Source organism: Rhodococcus sp. Leaf233 (genome assembly GCF_001426165.1).
GTDB classification, from domain to species: Bacteria; Actinomycetota; Actinomycetes; order Mycobacteriales; family Mycobacteriaceae; genus Rhodococcoides; species Rhodococcoides fascians.
Window position 1 is genome coordinate 454,018 of the sequence record NZ_LMRO01000009.1, and the last position, 22,455, is coordinate 476,472.

Here is a 22,455-nt window from a genome sequence, read left to right on the forward strand (position 1 = left end):
TCCCGTGACGCAGGGTTCCGGTCGCGGTACGCGGCGGAACCCTGCGCAGTGGGCGAGTTATCGGGCCGTGCGCTTGGGCATGAACACCGCAGCGACAGTCATCAGGACGGCGGCGACCAGCACTCCGATGAAGACCAGATGGATGGCGTCGGACAGTTGTTCGGGTTCTGGATCTCCGGACACACGGGCGTTGACGATGGCACCGAACACCGCGACGCCGACGGCGCTACCGAGTGAACGGGCGAACATGTTGGTGGAGGTGACGACGCCGCGTTCGGCCCACTCGACGCTCGACTGTGCGGCGATCAATGTGGGGCTCGCGATCAACCCCATGCCGAGGCCGATGACGAAGCACATCGCCGCGACGTGCCAGATCTGCGAATCGGCGTCGAGCAGAGTCGTCAGTGCCGTGCCCACGATCCCGATCGAACCGCCGACCACTGCCGTCGTGCGGAAGCCGAAGCGCAGATACACCCGCCCGGACTGGGATGCCGCGATCGGCCAGCCGAGGGTCAGCGTGGACAGCGAGAAGCCGGCGATGATGGCTCCTGTGCCGAACACGCCCTGTACGAAGGTCGGGACGTAGGACGTCAGTCCCAGGATCAATGCGCCGACGAGCAACGAGATGAAGCTGCTGACCACCAGCACCCGCCGGGTGAACACCCACAGCGGCAGGATCGGCTCCTCGGCGCGGGACTCGACCCATGCGAACACCGCCAGCAGTAGGAAGCCCACGACGAAGATCGCGATGCTGATCGGCGAACCCCAGGCCCAGGACTGGCCGCCTTCGAGCAGGCCGAGGAGCACCATCGTCGCGCCGACGGTGAGCAGAGCGGCACCGAGGTAATCGATCTTCGGCTTGGCGCGTTCGACTGCGCCTTCCTCGAACTTGCGCAGCAACATGAACGCCGCCACCGCGCACAGCGGAATGTTGATGAAAAAGATCCACCGCCACGACAGGTACTCGGAGAAGACGCCACCGAGGGCGGGGCCGAGCACCGAGGAAATCGCCCACACGCTGGCCAGGTAGCCCTGCACCTTGGCGCGCTCGGGCAGCGTGTAGATGTCGCCTGCGATCGTGATGGACATCGGCTGGACGGCACCCGCACCGAGTCCCTGAATCGCGCGGAAAGCAATCAGAGCAGGCATGCTCCACGCCAGGCCGCACAGAATCGAGCCCAGGCAGAACACCGCGATGCCGAACACCATGATCTTCTTGCGCCCGAACAGATCGGACAATTTGCCGTAGAGCGGCACCGAGACAGCCTGTGCCAGCAGGTAGATCGAGAACAACCACGGGAACTGCGCGAACCCGCCGAGGTCGCCGACGATGGTGAGCACCGCAGTGGCGATGATCGTCGCGTCCAGCGCAACCAGCGACGAGCTGAGCATCAGCGCGATCAGGATGGGACCGCGTTCGGAGCGGAATCCGATGTCCGGGGTCGATTCGGTCGTTGCCATTGCTACTCATTGTGATCCCTGCCCGCCGACGTGGCGGCACCGGCCCAGATAGTGTTGAGCCTCGTGCGACCATCACTGAGTAGCTACGAGCATCTGGCCGGCGGCAAGGTCCGCGATCTGTACACGATCGACGACGCGCATCTGCTGCTCGTCGCGAGCGATCGAATCTCGGCCTACGACCACATCCTCGACACCCCGATCCCGGACAAGGGACGGGTGTTGACGGCGATGAGCGTGTTCTTCTTCGAGGAGCTCGGCGGCGTCAACCACCTGGCCGGTGATCCGCTCGACGAACGCATCCCCGCCGAACTGCTCGGCCGCGCCCTGGTGGTGAAGAAGCTGAACATGGTGCCGATCGAGTGCGTTGCTCGCGGCTATCTCACCGGATCCGGGTTGGCGGACTACAACGCGACCGGCGCCGTGTGCGGCGTCGAACTGCCGCCCGGCCTGATCGAATCGAGCAAACTCGACGAGGTCATCTTCACTCCTGCCGCCAAGGCCGAACTGGGCGAGCACGACGAGAACATCACCTTCGACCAGGCCGTCGAACTGGTCGGTGCCGAGCTGGCCTTCAAGCTCCGCGAAGACACCATCGAGATCTATTCGCGTGCAGCCAACTTCGCTCTGGAACGCGGAATCATCCTCGCGGACACCAAGTTCGAGTTCGGGACCGATGCCGACGGCAACCTCGTTCTCGCCGACGAGGTGCTCACCCCCGATTCCTCGCGCTACTGGCCTGCCGATTCGTACGAAGAAGGTCGCGTTCAGCCCAGTTTCGACAAGCAGTTCGTTCGCGACTGGCTGACCGGCGAATCCGGCTGGGACCGAGCGTCCGACACCCCACCGCCACCGTTGCCCGACGACGTCGTCGCCGCAACGCGCAGCCGCTACATCGAGGCCTACGAGCGCATCTCGGGCCTGAACTTCGACGATTGGGTCACGCCATGACGATCACCCCTCCCATTGCCAAGAAGGTGCCGCAGGAGCGCACCCATCACGGCGACACGTTCATCGACAACTACGAGTGGTTGCGCGCCAAGGAAGACCCCGAGGTGATCGCCTACCTCGAAGCCGAGAACTCGTACACCGAGCAGCATACGGCCGGACTGGAAGCACTCCGCGGCAAGATCTTCGACGAGATCAAATCGCGCACCCAGGAGACCGACCTGTCCGTGCCGACGCGCATGGGCCAGTGGTGGTACTACTCACGCACCGTCGAGGGAAAGTCGTACGGCCTCCAATGCCGTTGCCCCGTCGACTCTCCCGACGACTGGACACCGCCGACACTGTCGTCCGACGTGGATGTGCCGGGGGAGCAGATCCTGCTCGACGCCAACGTCGAGGCGGAGGGTCACGACTTCTTCTCGCTCGGGGCCTTCTCCATCAGCCTCGACGGCACGTTGCTGGCGTACTCCACCGACACCGAGGGCGACGAGCGGTACACGCTGCGTTTCAAGAACCTCGAGACCGGTGAACTGCTCGCCGACACCATCGAGAACGTCGCGCCGGGTGCCACCTGGACCGCCGACGCCACGCATGTCTTCTACCTGACGGTCGACGAGTCCTGGCGTCCCGACACCGTCTGGCGGCACACGCTCGGTAAGGCCGAGGACGTCAAGGTCTTCCACGAGCCCGACGAGAGCTACTGGGTCGGATTCGGTTCCACCCGTAGCGAGAAGTACCTGATGATCTGGGTCGGGTCGAAGATCACCTCCGAGTGCCTCGTCCTGGAATCCACCGATCCCGAGGGCGAATTCCGCGTCGTGCTGCCGCGCACGGACGGCATCGAGTACAGCATCGAGCATGCCGTCGTGGCCGGTGAGGATCGCTTCCTGATCACCCACAACGGCTCGGTCAACGGCTGGGGCACCGAGGGGGAGAAGGCCGAGAACTTCCTGCTCGCCGAGGCCCCGGTCAGCGATCCACTCGATCAGCGCATTCTGGTTCCGCATCAGGGCGACGTCCGAGTCGAGGACATCGACGCCTTCGCGAGCCACCTGATCTTCACCTACCGCCGAGAAGCGTTGACCCGCATGGCGATCTGGCCGCTGACCGACGAGGGATACGGCGAGTACCGCGAGCTGGAGTTCGACGAGGAGCTCTACTCTGTCGGTGCGGGCTCGAACCCGGAATGGGATCAGCCGTTGCTGCGGATGGTCTACACCTCGTTCATTACGCCCGGTCAGGTCTACGACCTGGATATCGCGAGCGGTGAACTGCTGCTTCGTAAATCGCAGCCGGTGTTGGGTCAGTTCGATGCCGGTGACTATGTGCAGCACCGAGAGTGGGCGACCGCGCCGGACGGAACACAGATTCCGCTGTCGGTCATCGCTCGCAAGGACGTCCCCGAGGGGCCTGCTCCTACGCTGCTGTACGGCTACGGATCGTACGAGGCATCGATGGACCCGTCGTTCTCGGTAGCACGTCTGTCCCTGCTCGACCGTGGCATCGTCTTCGTCGTCGCACACGTGCGCGGCGGCGGTGAGATGGGTAGGCACTGGTACGACCAGGGCAAGACGCTGCAGAAGAAGAACACGTTCACCGACTTCATCGCTGCGGCACAGCATCTGATCGACACCGGCCGTACCTCACCGAAGCATCTGGTCGCCGACGGCGGTAGCGCAGGTGGTCTGCTGATGGGAGCGGTGGCCAACCTCGCACCCGAGCTGTTCAACGGCATCCTGGCCAACGTGCCGTTCGTCGACCCACTCACCTCCATCCTCGACCCGTCGCTGCCGTTGACGGTGATCGAATGGGACGAGTGGGGAAACCCGTTGGCGGACAAGGAGGTGTACGACTACATGAAGTCGTACAGCCCCTACGAGAACGTCGAGGCCAAGGACTACCCGTCGATCCTCGCGATCACGTCCATCAACGACACCCGCGTCCTGTACGTCGAACCGGCCAAATGGGTTGCGGCCCTGCGTGCCACGAAGACCGGGGACTCGGACCTGCTGCTCAAGACCGAAATGAGCGCCGGACACGGCGGAGTCAGCGGACGCTACGAGAAATGGAAAGAAGCGGCTTTCGAGTACGCCTGGATCGTGAGTGCGGCTGGCGCCGCAGTGGAGTGATCAAGCGCCCCAGGGGGCGCTTAACCACACCACTGGCGCGTCAGCGCCACACATAGCGGACCTGCGGTCGCCCGGCCTTACCGTATTCGGTGTGCCGGGTGACCAGACCGTCGTCGGCCAGTCGTTCGAGGTAGCGCCAGGCCGTCACCCGGGATACGCCGACAACCTTGGCCGCCTCGGAGGCGTTGAGGCCGTCGACGGATTCCTTGACGCTGGCGGTGATGCCGTCCATCGTCTGTGGGGCAATGCCTTTGGGGGTGGAGACGCGTTCGTCGGCCGTGCGCAGGTGTGCCATCGCACGGTCGATGTCTCGTTGACTCGACGCGTTCTCGCCGGCGGGTAATGCATCGTGGAATTCGCGATAGCGCTCGAGCTTGTCGCGGAACGCAGCGAACGTGAACGGTTTGAGCAGATACAGCACGATGCCGTGCGCCACTGCCGAACGAACTACCGACAGATCACGTTCGGAGGTGATGGCAATGACGTCGGGGCTCGGACGTAGACCGCCGAGCGCCGCAGCGACGTCGATGCCGCTGGCGTCGGGCAGGCCGATGTCCAGCAACACCAGATCGACGGGTTCGGTGCTGGCGAATCGCATGGCCGCAGCGCCGGTGTGTGCGACTCCGGCCACGTCGAAACCGGGCGTCCGCTCGACGTACGTCTTGTGGGCCTCCGCGATGAGCGGTTCGTCGTCGACGATCAGTACGCGGATCACGACGTCGCTCCCGGAATGGTCGCCACCAACACCGACCCGTACGTCACTTCCGAGGTCAACGTGCCACCGTGCCGCGTGATCACCTGCGTCACGAGCGCGAGGCCGAGTCCGCGAGAGCCGGATTTGGTCGAATATCCCCGCCGGAGAGCAGCTTTCAAGGTTTCCGGTGGAATGCCGGGGCCACTGTCGGCCACCCGGACGACGAGTTCACCGTCGGCGTCGCGGACCGTCACTTCGACCCACGGCTGGTCGGATTCTTTCGAGGCATCGATCGCATTGTCTATCAGATTGCCGACCAGCGTCACCAATTCGCGAGCAGTCAGAACCCCTTCGTGTTCCATCGCCGTGTCGTCGGTGATCGTCAGCTCGACGCCCTGTTCGGCGGCCTGGCTGACCTTGCCGAGCAACAGCGCCGCGAGCGCAGGCTCGCCGACCGCGTTCATCAACCGGTCGATGAGAGTCTGCGAGAGTTCGAGATCGGCCGTCGCGAATTCGACGGCTTCTTCGGGCCGACCGAGCTCGACCATCGTGATGACCGTGTGCAACCGATTCGCCGCCTCGTGCGCCTGCGAGCGCAGTGACTCCGCGAAACTGCGCACCGAATCCAATTCGCCCATCAACGAACGCAACTCGGTCTGATCGCGAATCGTCAGGACGTTACCCAGGCGTTTGCCCTCCCACATGACCGGATCCTGGTTGACGACGAGTACACGATCTTTCGTCAGATGCAGCTCACCGCGAACGATCCCGGTGTCCATCTGTTGCATCGACTCCGGCAACGACGTCAGCGATACCGGCCCGTCCGGTAGGTCGAGAAGGCGTCGGGCCTCGTCGTTGACCAACTCCGCCTCGTCGCTGCGTCCGAACACCAACAGACCCTCGCCGATGGAATGCAGAACGGCGTCGTGATGTTCGTACATCGTCCGCAATTCGGCCGGAGCCATCCCCAAAGTCTGACGCCGTAGCCGGCGGCTGAGCAGCGTCGAACCGGTCGCAGCGACGACGAAGGCCGCGAGCACGACGGCGAGGATCAACGGCAGGCCTTGCAGGAACTGATCGCTGATCTTCTGGCGGGTGACTCCAGCGGACACGAGACCGACGATCTCGCCGTCGGTATCGGTGACGGGTGTGACCGCTCTGATCGACGGGCCGAGAGAGCCCACGTACGTCTCGGTGAACGTCTCGCCGAGCAGTGCACGATCGATGTTGCCGCTGAACGGTTTACCGATCAGGTCGACGGTGGTGTGCGTGAAGCGGGTGCGATCGGGAGCCATGACGACGATGAAATCGACCCCGGTGACCTGCCTGATCTTCTCCGTTTCCGGCTGCAGACGAGACGTCGGGTCGTCGGATTCGATGGCCAGCGGCGTCGACGGTTCGTTGGCGATACTCACCGCGATCGCCGTCACCTCACGTCGGGTGGCGTCGTCGCTGTTGGACCTCTCGTTGAGGATCGTCAGTATTCCGCCGGCGAGAACGACGACGGCCATGACGACCAGTTGCAGGACCAAAACCTGCCCCGCCACACTCAGCGGCCGCTTCGAGGACAACACATTCCTTTCAGACAAGAAACATCGATGTGAACAGAATGAACGTATAGGTGACTCCAGTCACTGGGTGCAGCAACATCATCTCTCAGCAGGGGTGACCCACCTCACTCCACTCCGGCGATCACGAAGCCACCAGCCACATTCACGCACCACCGGAACACTAAGGAACGTCCATGACTATCAGCACCGACGCTGAGCGGAACGACAATCCGTCGTCCGAGCCGAAGAAGAAGCGCGACAAGACGCACTGGCTCTACATCGCGGTGATCATCGCCGTCATCGCCGGCATCATCGTCGGGTTGGTGGCCAAGGATTTCGCGTCCGACCTGTCGATCCTCGGCACGCTCTTCGTCAGCCTGATCAAGATGATGATCAGCCCGGTCATCTTCTGCACCATCGTCCTCGGCATCGGATCGGTACGCGCCGCAGCCAGCGTCGGCCGAGTCGGCGGCCTGGCGCTCGCTTACTTCATCGGCATGTCGACCATCGCCCTCGGTATCGGCATGGTTGTCGGCAACCTCATCAAGCCCGGTGACGGCCTGAACATCACGCCGAACGACGCCGGACTCAAGCTCGCCGACACCGCCCACGAGGCCGGCGGGACGATGGACTTCATCGCCGGGATCATTCCGACGTCGCTGCTTTCGTCGCTGACGGCCGGTTCTGTTCTGCAGACGCTGTTCGTCGCAATCCTCGTCGGTTTCGCACTGCAGGCCATGGGCAAGCAGGGTGAAGGCATCCTCAAGGGCATCGGCGCAGTACAAAAGCTCGTCTTCCGCATCCTGACGATGATCCTGTGGCTCGCCCCGATCGGTGCCTTCGGTGCCATCGCCGGTGTCGTCGGCAAGACCGGCTTCGACGCGGTGATTCAGCTCGGCACTCTGATGCTGGCCTTCTACATCACCTGCTTCATCTTCGTTTTCTTCTTCCTCGGCCTGATTCTCAAGTTCGTCTCCGGCTTCTCGATCTTCAAGCTGGTCAAGTATCTGGCCCGGGAGTACCTGCTCATCGTTGCCACGTCGTCCTCCGAATCGGCCCTGCCGCGTCTGATCGCCAAGATGGAGCACGTCGGAGTCGAGCGCACCACCGTCGGCATCGTCGTCCCCACCGGTTACTCGTTCAACCTCGACGGCACCGCGATCTACCTGACCATGGCCTCGATCTTCATCGCCGACGCCATGAACATGCCGCTCTCCATCGGGGAGCAGTTCTCGCTGCTGCTGTTCATGATCATCGCCTCCAAGGGCGCAGCCGGAGTGTCCGGAGCAGGCCTGGCGACTCTCGCCGGCGGCCTGTCGAGCCACCGCCCGGAACTGCTCGACGGTGTTCAGCTCATCGTGGGAATCGACCGGTTCATGTCCGAGGCTCGCGCCGTCACCAACTTCTCCGGTAACGCCGTTGCCACTCTGTTGGTCGGTACGTGGACCAAGACGATCGACGCCGCCCGAGTCACCGAGGTGCTCGACGGCAAGCACCCGTTCGACGAGGAGACCATGGTCGACGACCACCTCCCCGAGGACGACCGGCCTGCCGACAAGCAGGTCATCATCGAAAAGAACGCCGCCAAGGCATAAGAACCTGCCGGGCGACGCGCATCCCCCCGTCGCCCGGTTCGGAAGAACGCAAGTACGGCCCTGCCACCAGCGGGGTCGTACTTGCTTTTGTGCGTCGGTTCCATTCTGTCGGTACTCACAGGTAAGTTCGGATGATGACTGAAGTTCAGAACATCGGCATCAACACGCTGGGTGGTGCGCCCACCTCGCTCGACGAGTACGCCGGACGGGCCGTCCTCGTGGTCAATGTCGCATCCAAGTGCGGACTGACCCCGCAGTACGAAAAGCTGGAGAAGCTCGCCAACGAGTACTCCGCCAGTGGCCTGTCGGTCGTCGGGGTGCCGTGCAACCAGTTCGGTGGCCAAGAGCCCGGCACCGCCGAAGAAATCGAAACTTTCTGCTCCACCACGTACGGCGTCACGTTCGCGATGACCGAGAAGGTCGACGTCAACGGTGACAACCGGCACCCGCTCTACGCCGAACTGACCAAGACCGAGGACGCCGACGGCACCGCCGGAGATGTTCAGTGGAACTTCGAGAAGTTCCTGATCTCCCCGGATGGCGTCGTCACCAACCGTTTCCGCCCGCGCACCGAGCCGGACGCACCCGAGGTGCTCGCCGCGATCGACAAGATCCTGCCGAAGGAAACGATCGCCGTTTAGCTTCTGTCTGCATCGACGTCGAGCCTCGTTCACGCTGGTGTGCGAGGCTCGAGTCATGTCTGGACGCCTGATCGTGTCGGTGAGCGGAATCAAGAACGACACCTACGAGCATGCCGCCGAGTTCGCGCGAGAACTCGACGGACGGGGTGTCCCGCTGTCGCTGCTCGTCGCACCGCGGCTGAAAGACAAATACCGTCTCGCAGCCGACGTGCCCACCCAGGAATGGCTGCGGACGCGACGCGACAGTGGCGACGCCATCGTTCTGCACGGCTACGACCAGGCCGCGACTAAGCGTCGACGTTCCGAGTTCGCCGCACTGCCGCGCCACGAAGCTCGACTGCGACTGATGGCCGCCGACCGCGTCATGGAACAGACCGGCCTGCGTACCCGAGTGTTCGCCGCTCCGCGCTGGATCGCCTCACCCGGAGCCATCGAGGCGCTCCCGGATGCAGGGTTCCGAATGATTGCCTCACTCAACGGTATTCACGACCTCGACCGCGACGGCACCATCCGCGCCCGGGTCTGGGGAATCGGCGAAGGCTTCAAGGCCGAACCCTGGTGGTTCAAAGCACTCGTACTCGGCGCCGGCCGCACCGCCCGACGCGGGGGAGTGGTGCGCCTGGCCATCAGCGCCAAACAACTCGGACGCCCCGCGCCGCGCCAGGCAATCCTCGATGCCATCGACCTCTCCCTGCACCACAACGCCGCAGCGGGAGTCTACGAATGGATCCCGCGCACCAAAACTCGCGTGGCCTGACTCCTCGCTGCCTCACCCCACCCCGCCCCGCCCCAACCCCCGCCCCGCCCCCGGCTTGCTCTGTACCTCCAATTGGGATCAATGTGGCTTTCAGTCACTCAGATTGCAAGAAAGGCGCATTGATCCGAAGGGGGTGGGGTGGTCCATTGACGCGAACGGGGTGGGAGCGGTCGTAGACTCGACAGCGATGAATGCCTCGAGTGTGACCCTGGACGACATCGTTGCCGCGCATCGACTGCTGCGTGATCGCAATCCGCTGGTGCAGTGTCTGACCAATACGGTGTCGGTGCAATTCGTCGCAAATGCCCTGCTCGCGGCAGGTGCGGCTCCGGCGATGGTCGACAATCCGGAGGAAGCGGCCGGCTTTGCCGAGATCGCCGACGCGGTGCTGGTCAATCTCGGAACTCCGACGGCGGCGCAGGTGGAAAGTTCTCGTCTGGCGTCCGCTGCCGCGCGAGCAGCGGGGAAGCCGTGGGTACTCGACCCGGTGGGAGCGGGCGGGCTGCCGTGGCGAACCCAGGTCGCGGTGGAACTACTTGCCAATCGGCCCAACGTGATTCGCGCAAATGCTTCCGAGGTGATGGGACTCGCGGGCGCCGAGGGTGGATCGAGAGGCGTGGATTCGTCTGCGCACGTTGCGGATTCCGTCGACGCGGCGCGTTCTCTCCTCGACCGCGCCGAGGTCGTAGCGGCCTCAGGGGAGGTCGACCACATCTTCGCGCAAGGTTCGACGGTGAAGATCGGCGGCGGAAGCGCACTGCTGCAACGAGTTACAGCCACCGGATGCGCATTGGGTGCGCTGACGGCGGCGTACTGTTCCGTTTCTCCGTCTGCGTTGATCGGTGCCGCCGCCGCGCACGCGCACGTGGCGGTCGCGTCGGAGATCGCTGCTCGGTCGACGACGCGTCCGGGTACCTTCGCTGCTGCATTCTTGGACGGACTCGACGCGGTGGACGAGTCGGCACTGCGGGAATTGGTTCGACTCGACTGACGAGTGCAACTGGCGCTCCACTCTGTGGCGGCTTCCGCTGAAATACCGCCGACCGGGCGGGGAGTGGAGCAACAATCGCCTGCGCCGTGAATGTAACGACCCCTTGATCGAAATGTGATGTAACGGAACATGTTTACGAGGGGACATACCTGGCGTCGGGCAAATCGAACCAGGTGGTCTTCATGAAACGACTTCTGCTCCTCGCAGTCGGTGCAACAGCTCTCGTCGCGTGCGGCGGATCGGAGCAAGGAACGCCGTCGGCAGCACCGTCCGCGGCCGTTCCGACGACCACCCAGGCGACCACCCAGGCGACCCCTCAGGCAAACCCGGTGACACCCGACCCGGCCACCGTGACCGAGGGAACGCAGCCGCAGCGGACGCCACCGGAGGAGGCCAGCGACCTGGTCCCCATGGGTCCGTCGGAAGCCGAGCCACTGTGCCTGGATCTGACGTGGGGGCCGGTACCGCAGGCCGTGGACTCGCTGCCGCTCGTGTTCGCAGATTCACCGTGGGTCGCCACCGACATGGGCGATCCCTGTGCGTCGTTCACCTGGGTCGAAGCGCTCCCGTCCGGGGCAACGGTGAGCTCGCCGACACATCTGCTCTTCTTTCACGACGCCGAGTACCTCGGCACCGCGACGCTGGAGCCGTACGGGTTCACGTCGGTAGCGGCCCAGTCGGCCGACACGATCACAGTGAACTACCGCTGGCCACTCGCCGGTGACGCCAATGCGAACCCGACCGGCGGACCTGCGACCATCGACTACCAGTGGGACGGAACGCAAGTGACCATGATCGGCACCCTCCCGCCCGAGGTCACCGGCTAGATCGAGACGGACGATTCCTCGGGAAGTTCGCGGATTTCGGCGTCGGACATGTCCTTGAATCGGCCGTAGTAGATGCCCCTTGCCTGTTCCGCGACCACGGCCTGATGGATGGGGAATGCCATTCTCGGAGCCACCGCACGCAGGAACTCGACCGTCTCGGACAGCTTCGACCACGGTGCGGCCGCGGGCAGTGCCAGTACCTCGACCTGTTGCTCGGGAACGAACAACGAGTCACCGGGATGGAACAGTTGCCCCGGGTTCTCGGGAGTGCCGAGAAGGTAACCGGTGTTGTCGATCTCCGGCAGTTCCGGATGGATGACGGCGTGCGTGCCGCCGACTCCGGTGACGGTGATGCCGCCCACGGAGAAGTCCTTGCCCGCCGGGGCCGCGATCCATTTCCCTCCGAGCTGGCCTGCCGTCATGGGATCGGCATGCAGCTCGGCGCGGGGATTGGCGTCGAGAAGTGCGGGAAGTCGCTGCAGATCAACATGATCCGGGTGCTGGTGAGTGACCAGGATGGCGTCGAGCCCGGTGATGCCCTCGAATCCGTGAGAGAACGTGCCGGGATCGAACAACACCGTGGTGCCGTTGAGTTCGACCAGAACGCAGGAATGTCCGAAGTGTGTCAGCCGCATGCACTCCACAGTAAGCGCGGTTTCGCTCCGCTGGCCAGGGCTGCGTAGACTCCCACCTGCCGGTAACTGTCTTGCTGTACGTATTTCAAGGAGCGCTTTCGTGGCCCGAGTCGTAGTCGATGTCATGCCCAAGGCCGAGATTCTCGATCCGCAGGGTCAGGCCATCGCAGGTGCGCTGGGCCGGCTGGGAATCTCCGGTGTGTCCGACGTGCGTCAGGGCAAGCGCTTCGAGCTCGAGATCGACGATTCCGTCGACGACGCAGCACTCGAGAAGCTTGCGGAATCGCTGCTCGCCAACACGGTGATCGAGGACTGGAAAGTGACTCGCATCTCATGAGCGCCCGCGTAGGAGTCATCACGTTCCCCGGAACTCTCGACGACGTCGACGCATCCCGCGCCGTGACTCTCGCCGGCGGCGAAGCCGTCAGCCTGTGGCACGCCGACGCCGATCTGAAGAACGTCGATGCCATCGTCGTCCCCGGCGGATTCTCGTACGGCGACTATCTGCGGGCCGGTGCGATCGCCCGCTTCGCTCCCGTGATGGAGTCCGTCGTCAAGGCGGCTGAGGGCGGGATGCCGATCCTGGGTATCTGCAACGGTTTTCAGGTGTTGTGCGAGGTCGGACTGCTTCCCGGAGCGTTGACGCGCAACGAGGGCCTGCATTTCGTGTGCCGCGACCAGTGGTTGAAGGTCGAGAATGCCGGCACGGCATGGTCGTCGCGATACGAGCAGGATGCCGAGATCCTGATTCCGGTCAAGAACGCCGAGGGCCGATTCCAGGCATCGCAGAGCGTGCTCGACGAGCTCGAAGGTGAAGGCCGCGTCGTGTTCCGCTACAGCGGGAGCAACCCCAACGGGTCGCAGCGCGGTATCGCCGGAATCTCGTCGGCAAACGGTCGGATCGTCGGCCTGATGCCCCACCCCGAGCACGCCACCGAGCCGTTGACCGGCCCGAGCGACGACGGGCTCGGCATCTTCTACTCGGCACTGGACGCGATCGTCAACGCCTGATCTTCGTGTCGGTGGGTGGGTCTAATCTTCCGCCATGACACTGACCCTGGGCATGATCACGTTCGATTCCACCGACCCGGGCCCGCTCGCTCGCTGGTGGGCCTCACAGGTCGACGGATCGATCGTCGAGGAGAACGACGGCTGGTTCTACGTCGTCGCCCTCGCTTCGGCCCCGTATCGACTGGCCTTCCAGAAGGTCGACGACCCGTCGCCGGGTAAAAATCGCGTCCACCTCGACGTGACGACCGAGAACCTCGACGACGAGGTCTCTCGGCTGGTCGAGTCGGGTGCGAGCGAGGTCGAGCAGCACACCATGGGTGACTTTCGCTGGGTGACGCTGAGCGATCCCGACGGCAACGTGTTCTGCGTATCCGGGGCGCACTGAGCTGCAGATGCCCGCCCAATCGTGGGTCACCCTCGTCGTTGGCGTTCTGGCCGTCGTCGGGGTCGCTCTCATCGCCAGCACCGAACGCAAGGTGCTGCTTGCCGTTGCGGGCCGGTCTGCACGTCGCGCACTGGCGCAACCGCGCGAAACCGCGCGAAACCGAGGACACTCACGGCGAGAGCGAGCAAGAGGACCCGCGATGACCACCACCGACGAACGCAACATCAAAGCACCACGGCCAACGGTCGCCGCTGCCGCTGCCCGCGCGTACATCACCATGGCCGAACGCGATCATCAACCCGTACCCGACTGGATTCGCGACGCTGCAGCGGGACGACCGACCACTCCGCCGCCTGAATAGCGGGTCTGTCGGCACGTGTTCGCAGTCAGGCCGCGCGTGCGCGTAGTTCGGTCAACGCTGAGGTGAAGATACCCGTAGGCCCGTGCGTCACGTCGCAATACTCGCCGTCTCGCCAGAAGAACACCGAGCGCGACAGTGGGCTCGGTGTATCGCGAGAGAACACGTCGGCCAGCTCGGCGAGTGCGGTGGCTGCGGCGACTGCGTCGTCGGCGTCGCGGGGCCGATGAAAGGCGAATTCGTACGCGTTGGGGACGGCGAAGAGTACGCCGTACAGGCATTCGCCCAGATGCGACGAAATCAACGTGGTCATATCGGCGATCTTCGACGCGAGATAGATCGAATCGCCGTCGAGCACCTCGATGCAGACCCCCTCGCGTTCGACCAACTGCGCTCCCTCGAACTCGATCGCCGCAGTGTTCTTGCGACCCGCAGCCCACGCAGCGTCGATGTCGCGCCCCTCGAAGTGACTGTCGGACAACGTCAGAGCTCGATTCGGAGACGACAGATTCAACACCCGCCTCGGCGCATCGGGTGCCGCGAGCAGGGGAACCGAATAACTGTACGAACCCATCGATTCCAACACGCACGGCGCGACGACGCGTTCACGGAGTTTCGAATGGAACTCGTCGTCGGACAGGCCTGCGATGAACGCCGGAGCGGACTCGCGCATCGCCTCGATCATGACCTGGACATGGCCGCCGATGATGCTGTCCCATGCCGACCGGGGCGCACCCGAGCAGCGGGCGAACACGTTGTCGAGCGGGAAGCGTGCACCCGACTCCGCGCCGAGCGTGGTCGCATCCTCACGGTGCACCACCATTCCGCGGGTACGAAATGCTTCGATCGTTTTCATTCGAACGATGGCGAGTGTGGTTGCGTGAGCGACGTGTTGGTTCGGTGTCGGCTCGATCTTCATGTTTCTCCCCCGGTCGGTGTGTGCTCTCGGGGTGTTCGACGCGGCGGCTGACACAATGGTTCCCATGTCGTCCTCTGCCTCTGCTGCCGGTCTCTGCAACTTCGTCGACGTCTCGCCGTCCCCGTTCCATGTGTGTCGGACGGTGTCGGTGCAGCTCGAGGACGCCGGATTCGTGCGTCTGGACGAGACCGATGCCTGGCCGACCGAACCAGGCCGCTACTACTTGATCCGCGGCGGTTCTCTCGTCGCGTGGAGCACCGAGCACATCAATGCGGGTCGTTCCGCAGGCTCCACTCCTGATGGCCCCTTCCGCATCGTCGGCGGGCACACCGACAGCCCCAATCTCCGCGTGAAGCAGCATCCCGATCTCGAATCGGCGGGTTGGCAGATGGTCGGCCTGGAGCCGTACGGCGGTGCCTGGCTGAACTCCTGGCTCGATCGCGACCTGGGTATCTCCGGCCGGCTCAGCGTGCGCGACGGCAACACCGCTCGCGAGGTGCTCGTCAAGGTGGACGAGCCGATCCTCCGCGTTCCGCAGCTGGCGATCCACCTGTCCGAGGACCGCAAAGGCGTCACGCTCGATCCGCAGCGGCACGTCAATGCCATTTGGGGCGTGGGTAACTCGCCACGATCGTTCATCTCCTACGTCGCCGACCGCGAAGGCGTCGATCCCGGTTCGGTGCTGGGCTGGGAACTGATGACACACGACCTGGCGCCCAGCGCGGTGGTGGGCGTCGAATCCGAGTTGGTCAGTGCGCCGCGTCTGGACAACCAGGGCACGTGTTACGCCGGAACGCAGGCTTTGCTTGCGGCAGTGGAGAATCCGACCGACGTCACTCCAGTGCTGGTACTGTTCGACCACGAGGAAGTCGGCAGTATGTCCGACCGCGGCGCGTTCTCGGACCTGCTCAACACCGTGCTCGAACGCATCGTGCTCGGGCGCGGCGGCGGCCGTGAGGAATTCCTGCGCACGATGGCCGGATCCATCTGTGCCTCGGGCGATATGGCGCATGCGACACACCCGAACTACCCGGATCGTCACGAGCCAGCACATCGCATCGAACTCGGCGGCGGACCGGTGCTCAAGGTCAACCAGAACCTCCGCTATGCAACGGATTCCGCGGGTGCCGGTGCCTTCGCGCTGGCCTGCGATCAGGCCGACGTACCGTTGCAGCGCTACGTCCATCGCGCGGATCTACCGTGCGGATCGACCATCGGACCGATCACCGCGTCGCGCACCGGGTTGTCGACGGTCGACGTCGGCGCAGCGCAACTCGCCATGCACTCGTCCCGAGAGTTGATGGGAGCCGGCGACGTGAAGGCATACGCCGACGCGTTGGCGGCTTTCCTCGCCCCTGCCTGAGCCCGGTCGGCGGCGCAAACGCGCGCGCAGTTGTCAGGTGCGCGCGGATTCGTGCCCGATTCCGGGGCTGTTTCGCTCGCGTTCGGCAAACGCGCGCGCGTTTGCGAAATCCGGGGGTGAACCAGCAACCCGGAAGTGAACCCGAGACCAGCGACCCGAGGACCTAGACCGGATCGAGTTGCAGGCAGGCGTCGGCAGCGAGCCAGAACAATTGTTCGCGCACCGTTGTTGCCTTGGTCCAGCCGCGGTGATCCCAGTCGGCGGCCAGGGAGTCTCCCGCGTACAGCAGTTGCGCGAATCGGACTCCACGGAATCGGGCGACTGCGCAGAAGGCCGACGCCTCCATGTCGACCGTGCGGCAGCCTTCCTCGACGCGGCGCGAGACTCGTCCGCGGGTCTCGCGGTAGAGCGCGTCGGTGGTCCAGGAGCGGCCGGTGACGAAGTCGATGCCGGCGTCGGTCAGTACCGACTGGAGTACGGCTACACCTACGGGATCGGCGTCGACCACCCGTCCGGGCGGCAGGTAGTGGAACGAGGTGCCCTCGTCGCGCAGGGCGCTGTCGACGACCATGACGTGTCCCATGCCCAGGTCGTCGGACAGCGCCCCGGCACCGCCGACGGCGACGAACTGCGTGCAGCCCATGGCGATGGCTTCTTCGAGGAACAGGGCGGCCAGTGGCGCGCCGACGCCGGGATGGAAGACGGCAAGTTTCTGTCCGTCTCGTTCGATCTCGTAGACGGGGTGTTCGCCGTGCTCGGAGCGCATGATCGACACCACTCGGGCGTCGCCTTTCGCGCAGATGCTCTCGATCACCTCGGCGAAGAAACAGACGACGGCTTTCGGCGGTACGTCGACTCCCTTGGCCACCATCGACGGGTCGATGACGCCCGTTTCGTCCAGATCGTCCTCGGTCAGTGCAATGTCCATCAGGTGATGTTCGCACGAGGCCGATACGTCCGATGCCGTACATGTCGGCGGCACCTTATAGACTCTCCCTGGCATTTCGCTCCATCGAAGGGACCTATTCCTCGTGTCCGCTAGCTCTGTACCCACAGACACTGTCTCGAACGCCGTCGCCACCCCCGACGTTGCGCAGCCGTACAAGGAACTCGGACTCAAGGACGACGAATACGTCCGCATCAAGGAAATCCTCGGTCGTCGGCCCACGGACGCCGAATTGGCGATGTACTCCGTCATGTGGAGCGAGCACTGCTCGTACAAGTCCTCGAAGGTGCATCTGAAGTACTTCGGCGAGACCACCACCGACGAGATGCGCAAGCCGATGCTCGCCGGTATCGGCGAGAACGCGGGCGTCGTCGACGTCGGCGACGGCTGGGCCGTCACGTTCAAGGTCGAGAGCCACAATCACCCGTCGTACGTCGAGCCCTACCAGGGTGCGGCGACGGGCGTCGGCGGCATCGTCCGCGACATCATGGCCATGGGCGCGCGCCCGATCGCCGTCATGGACCAGCTGCGATTCGGTGCTGCCGATGCACCCGATACGCGCCGTGTCCTGAGCGGCATCGTCGCAGGCGTCGGTGGGTACGGAAACTCCCTCGGCCTACCGAACATCGGCGGCGAGACGGTGTTCGACGCCTCCTACGCCGGTAACCCTCTGCTCAACGCCCTGTGTGCCGGCGTCATGCGGGTCGAGGACATGCATCTCGCTTTCGCGTCGGGCCTGGGCAACAAGATCATTCTGTTCGGTGCACGAACGGGTCTCGACGGCATCGGCGGTGTGTCCGTGCTCGCGTCGGAGACGTTCGACGGCGACGAGACCGGTGGGGGCCGCAAGAAGCTTCCTGCGGTTCAGGTGGGCGATCCGTTCACCGAGAAGGTGCTCATCGAAGCCTGCCTCGAGTTGTACTCGAACAAGCTCGTCGTCGGCATCCAGGACCTCGGTGGTGCCGGGTTGTCCTGCGCCACATCGGAACTCGCGTCCGCCGGCAGTGGTGGCATGCACATCGAGCTCGACAAGGTGCCGATGCGCGCCACCGGCATGACTCCGGCCGAGGTGCTCTCGAGCGAATCCCAGGAGCGCATGTGCGCCGTGGTGACCCCCGAGAACGTCGACGCATTCATGGCCGTCTGCAAGAAGTGGGACGTCCTGGCCACGGTCATCGGTGAGGTCACCGACGGCGAGCACCTCCAGATCACCTGGCACGGCGATACCGTCGTCGATGTACCGCCGAAAACCGTTGCGCACGAAGGCCCGGTGTACAACCGTCCGGTGCAGCGTCCGGATACCCAGGACGCGTTGATCGCGAACAGCACGGCGTCGCTGAAGCGTCCGGAAACCGCGGACGAGCTGAAGGCCACTCTGCTGAAGATGATCGGCTCGCCGCAGCTGTGCAGCCGTCGATTCATCACCGAGCAGTACGACCGCTACGTCCGCGGCAACACCGTGCTGGCAGAGAACGCCGATGCAGGCGTGATCCGCATCGACGAGAAGACCGGTCGCGGAATCGCTTTGGCCACCGACGCGTCGGGCCGCTACACCGCACTCGACCCGTACCAGGGCGCGCAGCTGGCTCTGGCCGAGGCGTTCCGCAACGTCGCGGTCACCGGCGCCACTCCCAAGGCCGTCACCAATTGCCTGAACTTCGGTTCGCCGGAGGACCCGGGTGTCATGTGGCAGTTCCAGCAGGCCGTACGCGGTTTGGCGGACGGGTGTGTCACCCTCGGCATCCCGGTCACCGGCGGCAACGTCAGCTTCTACAACCAGACCGGCGCGGAGCCGATCCTGCCGACCCCCGTGGTCGGAGTGCTGGGCGTCATCGACGACGTCCATCGCCGCATCCCGACGGGGCTCGGCCTCGAGCCCGGCGAGACGCTCATCCTGCTGGGGGAGACCCACGACGAGTTCGACGGGTCCATCTGGGCGCAGGTCGAGCACGATCACCTCGGCGGCGTTCCGCCGAAGGTCGATCTCGCTCGGGAGCAGTTGTTGGCAGACATCCTGCTCGCATCCTCCCGCGACGGCCTGGTCTCGGCTGCACACGACCTGTCCGAGGGCGGTCTCGCTCAGGCCGTCGTCGAGGCAGCCTTGGCCGGCGAAACCGGTTGCCGCATCATCGTTCCCGAAGGCGCAGACCCGTTCGTGACCTTGTTCTCCGAATCCTCCGGCCGGGTGCTGGTCGCCGTGCCGCGCACCGAGGAGACCCGGTTCACCGGCATGTGCACCGCACGCGGACTTCCGTGGGCGCGAGTGGGCGTCGTCGACGAGGGCTCGGATTCGATCGAGGTCCAGGGGCAGTTCTCCGTGCCGATGACGGAACTGCGGGAGACGTTCGAGAGCACTCTTCCCAGACTCTTCGGCTGACCGAGGTGGGGGGACAGGTATCGGAGCGTCGAAGGGGGACCGAGCCCACACTCGAGCAGGATCAGCATCATCGGTATCACTTTCCGACGGTGGAGTTCTCGGCTCCGTCGCCGGAGAAGCATCCGTTCGTCATGTGGTCGTGGGGCCTGCTGCGTCTGGACTTCACCGGAATCGCGTTCAGCGCGTTGTTCTTCTGCTGGTCACTGACGCCGTCGCTGCTGCCTCGTGGATGGCTGTTCCAAGGCATCATCGGCGGCATCAACTCGGCTATCGGGTACGCCTTCGGGGTGGCCGTGGGATGGGCGGTGACGCGATGGTGGCTGTCCTCGCGCTCGTGGTGGCCGTTGCCGCGCAAGGTCGAACTCGCAGTCAAGGTGGTCGTACTCGTCGTCGCCGTCGCTGCGTCGATGATCATGCTGGCGGTCTCGGCGCAGTGGCAGCGTGAACTCGCCGCGCTCATGGACGCGGAGGGGACCACCACGACGGGGTACCTCCGCACCGGAGCGTTGAGCATTGCCATTGCCGCACTGCTCATCTCGATCTCGCGGGTGCTACGCGACGTCGTCCGATTGCTCGCCCGTCAGATCAATCGCATCGTCAAGATGCCACGCGAAGTGGCCAACGCACTCGGCGTGATCGTCCTGGTGGTTCTGGTCGTCGCCCTGGTTCAGGGTGTGCTGCTGCGTGCGGTCTCCGAGGTGACCAACTCGGTGTTCAGTCTGCAGAACAACGAAACGCGAGAGGGCACAGAACAACCCGTCGCCGACGAGAGGTCGGGTAGCCCGAACTCGTTGGCACCGTGGGACACACTCGGATTCGAGGGCCGCAACTTCGTCTCCAGCGGCCTGCGAGCCGACGAGATGGAACGGGCCACCGGACGTCCGAGCCTCGAACCCATTCGGGCCTACGCCGGACTGGAAACCGCGGAGACTCAGGACGAACGACTCGACATCGTCGTCGCCGAACTCGAACGCACCGGCGCGTTCCAGCGCAAAGCGCTCATCGTCGTGCCGACCACCGGCACCGGCTGGGTCAACCCCACCGCCGTCGAGGCCGAGGAGCTGATGTTCGACGGCGATGTCGCCACCGTCGCCTCTCAGTACTCGTATCTGCCGAGTTGGATCTCGTTCATCGCCGAGGGCGACAAAGCCGCCCAGGCAGGCAAGGCGCTGATCGACAAAGTGCACGACCGCTGGCTGCAGGAGCCCGAGGCCACCCGCCCCAAGTTCTACGTCTACGGCGAAAGTCTGGGGACGAAGTCCGGTGAAGGCGCGTTCGACGGGTTGGCGGACATCCGCGCCACCACCGACGGCGTCCTGTGGGTGGGTCCGCCGAACGACAACCGCATCTGGAGTCAGTTCGTCAGCAGGCGTGATCCGGGCAGCCCCGAGGTTCGGCCGGTGTACTCCGAGGGCCTGACGGTTCGCTTCGCCGACAATTCGTCGGGCATCCCGCCGGAGGATCAGCCCTGGTACGCCCCGCGCATCCTGTACGTCCAGCATGCGTCGGATCCGGTGGTCTGGTGGTCACCGGACCTGCTGTTCGAGCGTCCGGACTGGCTGTCCGAGCCGCCGGGGCCGGACCGACTGCCGAGCATGCGTTGGTTCCCGGTGGTGACGTTCTGGCAGGTGGCAGCGGACCTGACCAATGCCGCGGGCGTCCCCGACGGCCACGGTCACAACTACGGAACCCTCGTGCTCGACGGCTGGGTGGCCGTCGCCGCCCCCGAAGGCTGGACCGACCGCGACACCGAACGAGTGCGCGGCGTCATGGAGCAATTCGCCGGACGTGACGGTCCCGAGAAGTGAGAACCGCTCTGGCAACCGGAGTGGAGCCTGCGGAACGACCCATTCTGACCGGACTCGTGACAACGGCGTGGAGCACGTACGTGCTGCCTGCGGCCGGGCTCGGAGCCCGCGGGCGGGCAGTGGCCAACGCGTCGTTCGCCGTCGCTGTGGCTGCGGTGTCGGGATCGAATGCCGAACGGCTGGGCCTGCGTAACGCCGCATCCGGGCTGAAATGGGGTGCGGCTGCGGCAGCGATACCCGTCCTGGGGTCTGCGGTGGTGGCCGCCGTACCCGCACTGCGTCGACGCGTCCGTCCGTCCGAGGACGATCTCGCGGAGTGGGTGCTGTTTCGGATTCCGGTGGGGACGGTGCTGACCGAGGAGTTGCTCTTCCGCGGTGTGCTCGATGCGGCATCGCCTGCCCTGTCGCCGGTCTTCTTCGGACTGTGGCACATTCGTCCCGCCCGCGCCGCCGGGGATTCGGTGGCCGGGACCGTTGCCGCGACGACCGTCGCCGGGGTGGTGTTCTCGTGGCTGCGGGCGCGCAGCGGCAGTGTGCTCGCCCCTGCTGCGCTGCACTACGCACTCAACGCGAGCGGTGCCGTGTTGGCGCATCTCGCGGCTACCGAACGTGAGAGGAGCTGACCGGAGATGCCACCGCACAAGGAGGTCGGTCCCGCCGAGGTGCGCGAGGCCGTTCTGGCCGTCGCGGGCTGGATCAGAGGCGAGGCCGAGAAGCCGCCGCGGGCACAGATCGCCGCCGCCGTGCGCACCACCGCCAGAACTCTCGGTCAGAACGCGCCGGGGTCGTCGGTGGAGGTGCGGGTGCCGCCGTTCGTCGCGGTGCAGTGCATCGTCGGGCCCCGGCACACCAGAGGAACCCCGCCGAACGTCGTCGAAACCGATGCTCTGACATGGCTTCAGGTGGCCACCGGGACCCGGGATTTTGCCGAGGCGCTCGGCGACGGCTCGATCGACGCGTCCGGCAGCCGGGCCGTCGAGGTGGGTCGTTGGTTGCCGTTGCTGACCATCACCTGACCGCCGGATTTCAGCGGCCGTTCGACCGCCGGGAATCTCCTGGACAC

22 protein-coding genes are annotated in these 22,455 nt (G+C 64.9%); 16 read left to right on the forward strand and 6 right to left on the reverse strand.

Annotation, left to right across the window (positions count from 1 at the left end; translation table 11 throughout):
- Window positions 1-57: 57 nt before the first annotated feature.
- Complete coding sequence (locus tag ASH04_RS12810; RefSeq protein WP_032371345.1) at window positions 58-1,461, reverse strand: MDR family MFS transporter; 1,404 nt, start codon at window positions 1,459-1,461, stop codon at window positions 58-60.
- Window positions 1,462-1,524: 63 nt separating this feature from the next.
- Between ASH04_RS12810 and ASH04_RS12815 the strand changes: the two genes are divergently transcribed.
- Together ASH04_RS12815 and ASH04_RS12820 are read left to right on the forward strand one after the other, a co-directional pair.
- Window positions 1,525-2,409, forward strand: a complete 885-nt coding sequence (locus tag ASH04_RS12815; protein WP_032374034.1) for a phosphoribosylaminoimidazolesuccinocarboxamide synthase — start codon at window positions 1,525-1,527, stop codon at window positions 2,407-2,409.
- Window positions 2,406-4,535 carry a S9 family peptidase gene (locus ASH04_RS12820; RefSeq protein ID WP_057473670.1) on the forward strand — a complete coding sequence of 710 codons (2,130 nt, stop codon included), beginning with the start codon at window positions 2,406-2,408 and terminating at the stop codon, window positions 4,533-4,535. The genes ASH04_RS12815 and ASH04_RS12820 overlap by 4 nt, the downstream gene beginning before the upstream one ends.
- A 40-nt stretch (window positions 4,536-4,575) precedes the next feature.
- Here the strand turns inward: ASH04_RS12820 and ASH04_RS12825 are convergent, their stop codons facing one another.
- Together ASH04_RS12825 and ASH04_RS12830 are read right to left on the reverse strand one after the other, a co-directional pair.
- Entirely contained in the window at window positions 4,576-5,250 is a 675-nt protein-coding gene (locus ASH04_RS12825; RefSeq protein ID WP_032374017.1) for a response regulator, read from the reverse strand.
- Window positions 5,247-6,740, reverse strand: a complete 1,494-nt coding sequence (locus ASH04_RS12830; RefSeq protein ID WP_235580019.1) for a sensor histidine kinase — start codon at window positions 6,738-6,740, stop codon at window positions 5,247-5,249. The genes ASH04_RS12825 and ASH04_RS12830 overlap by 4 nt, the downstream gene beginning before the upstream one ends.
- 233 nt (window positions 6,741-6,973) lie before the next feature.
- Between ASH04_RS12830 and ASH04_RS12835 the strand changes: the two genes are divergently transcribed.
- The 5 genes from ASH04_RS12835 to ASH04_RS12855 all read left to right on the forward strand — a co-directional run bounded on the left by ASH04_RS12835 (window position 6,974) and on the right by ASH04_RS12855 (window position 11,590).
- Window positions 6,974-8,374, forward strand: coding sequence for a cation:dicarboxylate symporter family transporter (locus tag ASH04_RS12835; RefSeq protein ID WP_057473671.1), 1,401 nt, complete (start codon window positions 6,974-6,976; stop codon window positions 8,372-8,374).
- Between the two features lie 131 nt (window positions 8,375-8,505).
- The gene (locus tag ASH04_RS12840) at window positions 8,506-9,015 is read left to right on the forward strand and encodes a glutathione peroxidase (protein WP_027495833.1); all 510 of its coding nucleotides are present in this window, start codon (window positions 8,506-8,508) and stop codon (window positions 9,013-9,015) included.
- A gap of 55 nt (window positions 9,016-9,070) precedes the next feature.
- The gene (locus tag ASH04_RS12845) at window positions 9,071-9,772 is read left to right on the forward strand and encodes a DUF2334 domain-containing protein (RefSeq protein ID WP_032391216.1); all 702 of its coding nucleotides are present in this window, start codon (window positions 9,071-9,073) and stop codon (window positions 9,770-9,772) included.
- 187 nt (window positions 9,773-9,959) lie between these two features.
- Complete coding sequence (gene thiM / locus ASH04_RS12850; RefSeq protein ID WP_057473948.1) at window positions 9,960-10,763, forward strand: hydroxyethylthiazole kinase; 804 nt, start codon at window positions 9,960-9,962, stop codon at window positions 10,761-10,763.
- A 182-nt stretch (window positions 10,764-10,945) separates the two neighbouring features.
- On the forward strand, window positions 10,946-11,590 hold the full coding sequence (locus ASH04_RS12855; protein ID WP_082519285.1) for an LppP/LprE family lipoprotein: 645 nt from the start codon (window positions 10,946-10,948) through the stop codon (window positions 11,588-11,590).
- Here ASH04_RS12855 and ASH04_RS12860 read toward each other — a convergent pair.
- Window positions 11,587-12,225, reverse strand: a complete 639-nt coding sequence (locus ASH04_RS12860; RefSeq protein ID WP_057473673.1) for an MBL fold metallo-hydrolase — start codon at window positions 12,223-12,225, stop codon at window positions 11,587-11,589. The two genes, ASH04_RS12855 and ASH04_RS12860, sit on opposite strands and share 4 nt — an antisense overlap.
- 100 nt (window positions 12,226-12,325) lie before the next feature.
- On the opposite strand from ASH04_RS12860, the gene purS reads away from it, so the two are divergent.
- Genes purS through ASH04_RS12880 form a run of 4 tightly spaced genes read left to right on the forward strand, consistent with a single transcriptional unit; the run spans window position 12,326 to window position 13,982 of the window.
- Window positions 12,326-12,562, forward strand: coding sequence for a phosphoribosylformylglycinamidine synthase subunit PurS (gene purS, locus ASH04_RS12865; RefSeq protein ID WP_032373767.1), 237 nt, complete (start codon window positions 12,326-12,328; stop codon window positions 12,560-12,562).
- Complete coding sequence (gene purQ, locus ASH04_RS12870) at window positions 12,559-13,236, forward strand: phosphoribosylformylglycinamidine synthase subunit PurQ (RefSeq protein WP_027495839.1); 678 nt, start codon at window positions 12,559-12,561, stop codon at window positions 13,234-13,236. The genes purS and purQ overlap by 4 nt, the downstream gene beginning before the upstream one ends.
- Before the next feature lie 34 nt (window positions 13,237-13,270).
- On the forward strand, window positions 13,271-13,621 hold the full coding sequence (locus ASH04_RS12875) for a VOC family protein (RefSeq protein WP_032381631.1): 351 nt from the start codon (window positions 13,271-13,273) through the stop codon (window positions 13,619-13,621).
- A 7-nt stretch (window positions 13,622-13,628) separates the two neighbouring features.
- Window positions 13,629-13,982, forward strand: a complete 354-nt coding sequence (locus ASH04_RS12880) for a hypothetical protein (protein ID WP_057473674.1) — start codon at window positions 13,629-13,631, stop codon at window positions 13,980-13,982.
- 25 nt (window positions 13,983-14,007) lie between these two features.
- On the opposite strand, the gene ASH04_RS12885 is transcribed toward ASH04_RS12880, so the two are convergent.
- Window positions 14,008-14,898 (reverse strand): hypothetical protein, encoded by an 891-nt coding sequence (locus ASH04_RS12885; protein WP_200937316.1) that lies wholly within the window; start codon window positions 14,896-14,898, stop codon window positions 14,008-14,010.
- Between the two features lie 55 nt (window positions 14,899-14,953).
- On the opposite strand from ASH04_RS12885, the gene ASH04_RS12890 reads away from it, so the two are divergent.
- Window positions 14,954-16,261, forward strand: a complete 1,308-nt coding sequence (locus ASH04_RS12890; RefSeq protein ID WP_057473949.1) for a M18 family aminopeptidase — start codon at window positions 14,954-14,956, stop codon at window positions 16,259-16,261.
- A 163-nt stretch (window positions 16,262-16,424) separates the two neighbouring features.
- Here the strand turns inward: ASH04_RS12890 and ASH04_RS12895 are convergent, their stop codons facing one another.
- Window positions 16,425-17,189: a nucleoside phosphorylase gene (locus ASH04_RS12895; RefSeq protein ID WP_235580000.1), complete on the reverse strand. Its 765-nt coding sequence runs from the start codon at window positions 17,187-17,189 to the stop codon at window positions 16,425-16,427.
- Between the two features lie 103 nt (window positions 17,190-17,292).
- Between ASH04_RS12895 and purL the strand changes: the two genes are divergently transcribed.
- The 4 genes from purL to ASH04_RS12915 all read left to right on the forward strand — a co-directional run bounded on the left by purL (window position 17,293) and on the right by ASH04_RS12915 (window position 22,408).
- Window positions 17,293-19,584, forward strand: a complete 2,292-nt coding sequence (gene purL, locus ASH04_RS12900) for a phosphoribosylformylglycinamidine synthase subunit PurL (protein ID WP_032367486.1) — start codon at window positions 17,293-17,295, stop codon at window positions 19,582-19,584.
- A gap of 131 nt (window positions 19,585-19,715) precedes the next feature.
- A complete protein-coding gene (locus tag ASH04_RS12905) occupies window positions 19,716-21,392 on the forward strand; it encodes an alpha/beta hydrolase (RefSeq protein WP_230073742.1) in 1,677 nt (558 codons plus the stop codon).
- A gap of 41 nt (window positions 21,393-21,433) precedes the next feature.
- Window positions 21,434-22,015 carry a CPBP family intramembrane glutamic endopeptidase gene (locus tag ASH04_RS12910; RefSeq protein WP_032367509.1) on the forward strand — a complete coding sequence of 194 codons (582 nt, stop codon included), beginning with the start codon at window positions 21,434-21,436 and terminating at the stop codon, window positions 22,013-22,015.
- A gap of 6 nt (window positions 22,016-22,021) precedes the next feature.
- On the forward strand, window positions 22,022-22,408 hold the full coding sequence (locus ASH04_RS12915; protein WP_032367488.1) for a sterol carrier family protein: 387 nt from the start codon (window positions 22,022-22,024) through the stop codon (window positions 22,406-22,408).
- Window positions 22,409-22,455: the final 47 nt, after the last annotated feature.

Excerpts from the sequence above, each read along its gene's own strand:
- thiM (WP_057473948.1), top strand. The coding sequence starts at position 9,960 with ATGAATGCCTCGAGTGTGACCCTGGACGACATCGTTGCCGCGCATCGA.
- ASH04_RS12835 (WP_057473671.1), top strand. The coding sequence starts at position 6,974 with ATGACTATCAGCACCGACGCTGAGCGGAACGACAATCCGTCGTCCGAG.
- purQ (WP_027495839.1), top strand. The coding sequence starts at position 12,559 with ATGAGCGCCCGCGTAGGAGTCATCACGTTCCCCGGAACTCTCGACGAC.
- ASH04_RS12845 (WP_032391216.1), top strand. The coding sequence starts at position 9,071 with ATGTCTGGACGCCTGATCGTGTCGGTGAGCGGAATCAAGAACGACACC.
- ASH04_RS12820 (WP_057473670.1), top strand. The coding sequence starts at position 2,406 with ATGACGATCACCCCTCCCATTGCCAAGAAGGTGCCGCAGGAGCGCACC.
- ASH04_RS12895 (WP_235580000.1), bottom strand. The coding sequence starts at position 17,189 with ATGGACATTGCACTGACCGAGGACGATCTGGACGAAACGGGCGTCATC.
- ASH04_RS12840 (WP_027495833.1), top strand. The coding sequence starts at position 8,506 with ATGATGACTGAAGTTCAGAACATCGGCATCAACACGCTGGGTGGTGCG.
- ASH04_RS12905 (WP_230073742.1), top strand. The coding sequence starts at position 19,716 with ATGTGGTCGTGGGGCCTGCTGCGTCTGGACTTCACCGGAATCGCGTTC.
- ASH04_RS12810 (WP_032371345.1), bottom strand. The coding sequence starts at position 1,461 with ATGGCAACGACCGAATCGACCCCGGACATCGGATTCCGCTCCGAACGC.
- ASH04_RS12915 (WP_032367488.1), top strand. The coding sequence starts at position 22,022 with ATGCCACCGCACAAGGAGGTCGGTCCCGCCGAGGTGCGCGAGGCCGTT.
- ASH04_RS12860 (WP_057473673.1), bottom strand. The coding sequence starts at position 12,225 with ATGCGGCTGACACACTTCGGACATTCCTGCGTTCTGGTCGAACTCAAC.
- ASH04_RS12885 (WP_200937316.1), bottom strand. The coding sequence starts at position 14,898 with ATGAAGATCGAGCCGACACCGAACCAACACGTCGCTCACGCAACCACA.
- ASH04_RS12875 (WP_032381631.1), top strand. The coding sequence starts at position 13,271 with ATGACACTGACCCTGGGCATGATCACGTTCGATTCCACCGACCCGGGC.
- ASH04_RS12830 (WP_235580019.1), bottom strand. The coding sequence starts at position 6,740 with ATGGCCGTCGTCGTTCTCGCCGGCGGAATACTGACGATCCTCAACGAG.
- ASH04_RS12890 (WP_057473949.1), top strand. The coding sequence starts at position 14,954 with ATGGTTCCCATGTCGTCCTCTGCCTCTGCTGCCGGTCTCTGCAACTTC.
- ASH04_RS12880 (WP_057473674.1), top strand. The coding sequence starts at position 13,629 with ATGCCCGCCCAATCGTGGGTCACCCTCGTCGTTGGCGTTCTGGCCGTC.
- ASH04_RS12855 (WP_082519285.1), top strand. The coding sequence starts at position 10,946 with ATGAAACGACTTCTGCTCCTCGCAGTCGGTGCAACAGCTCTCGTCGCG.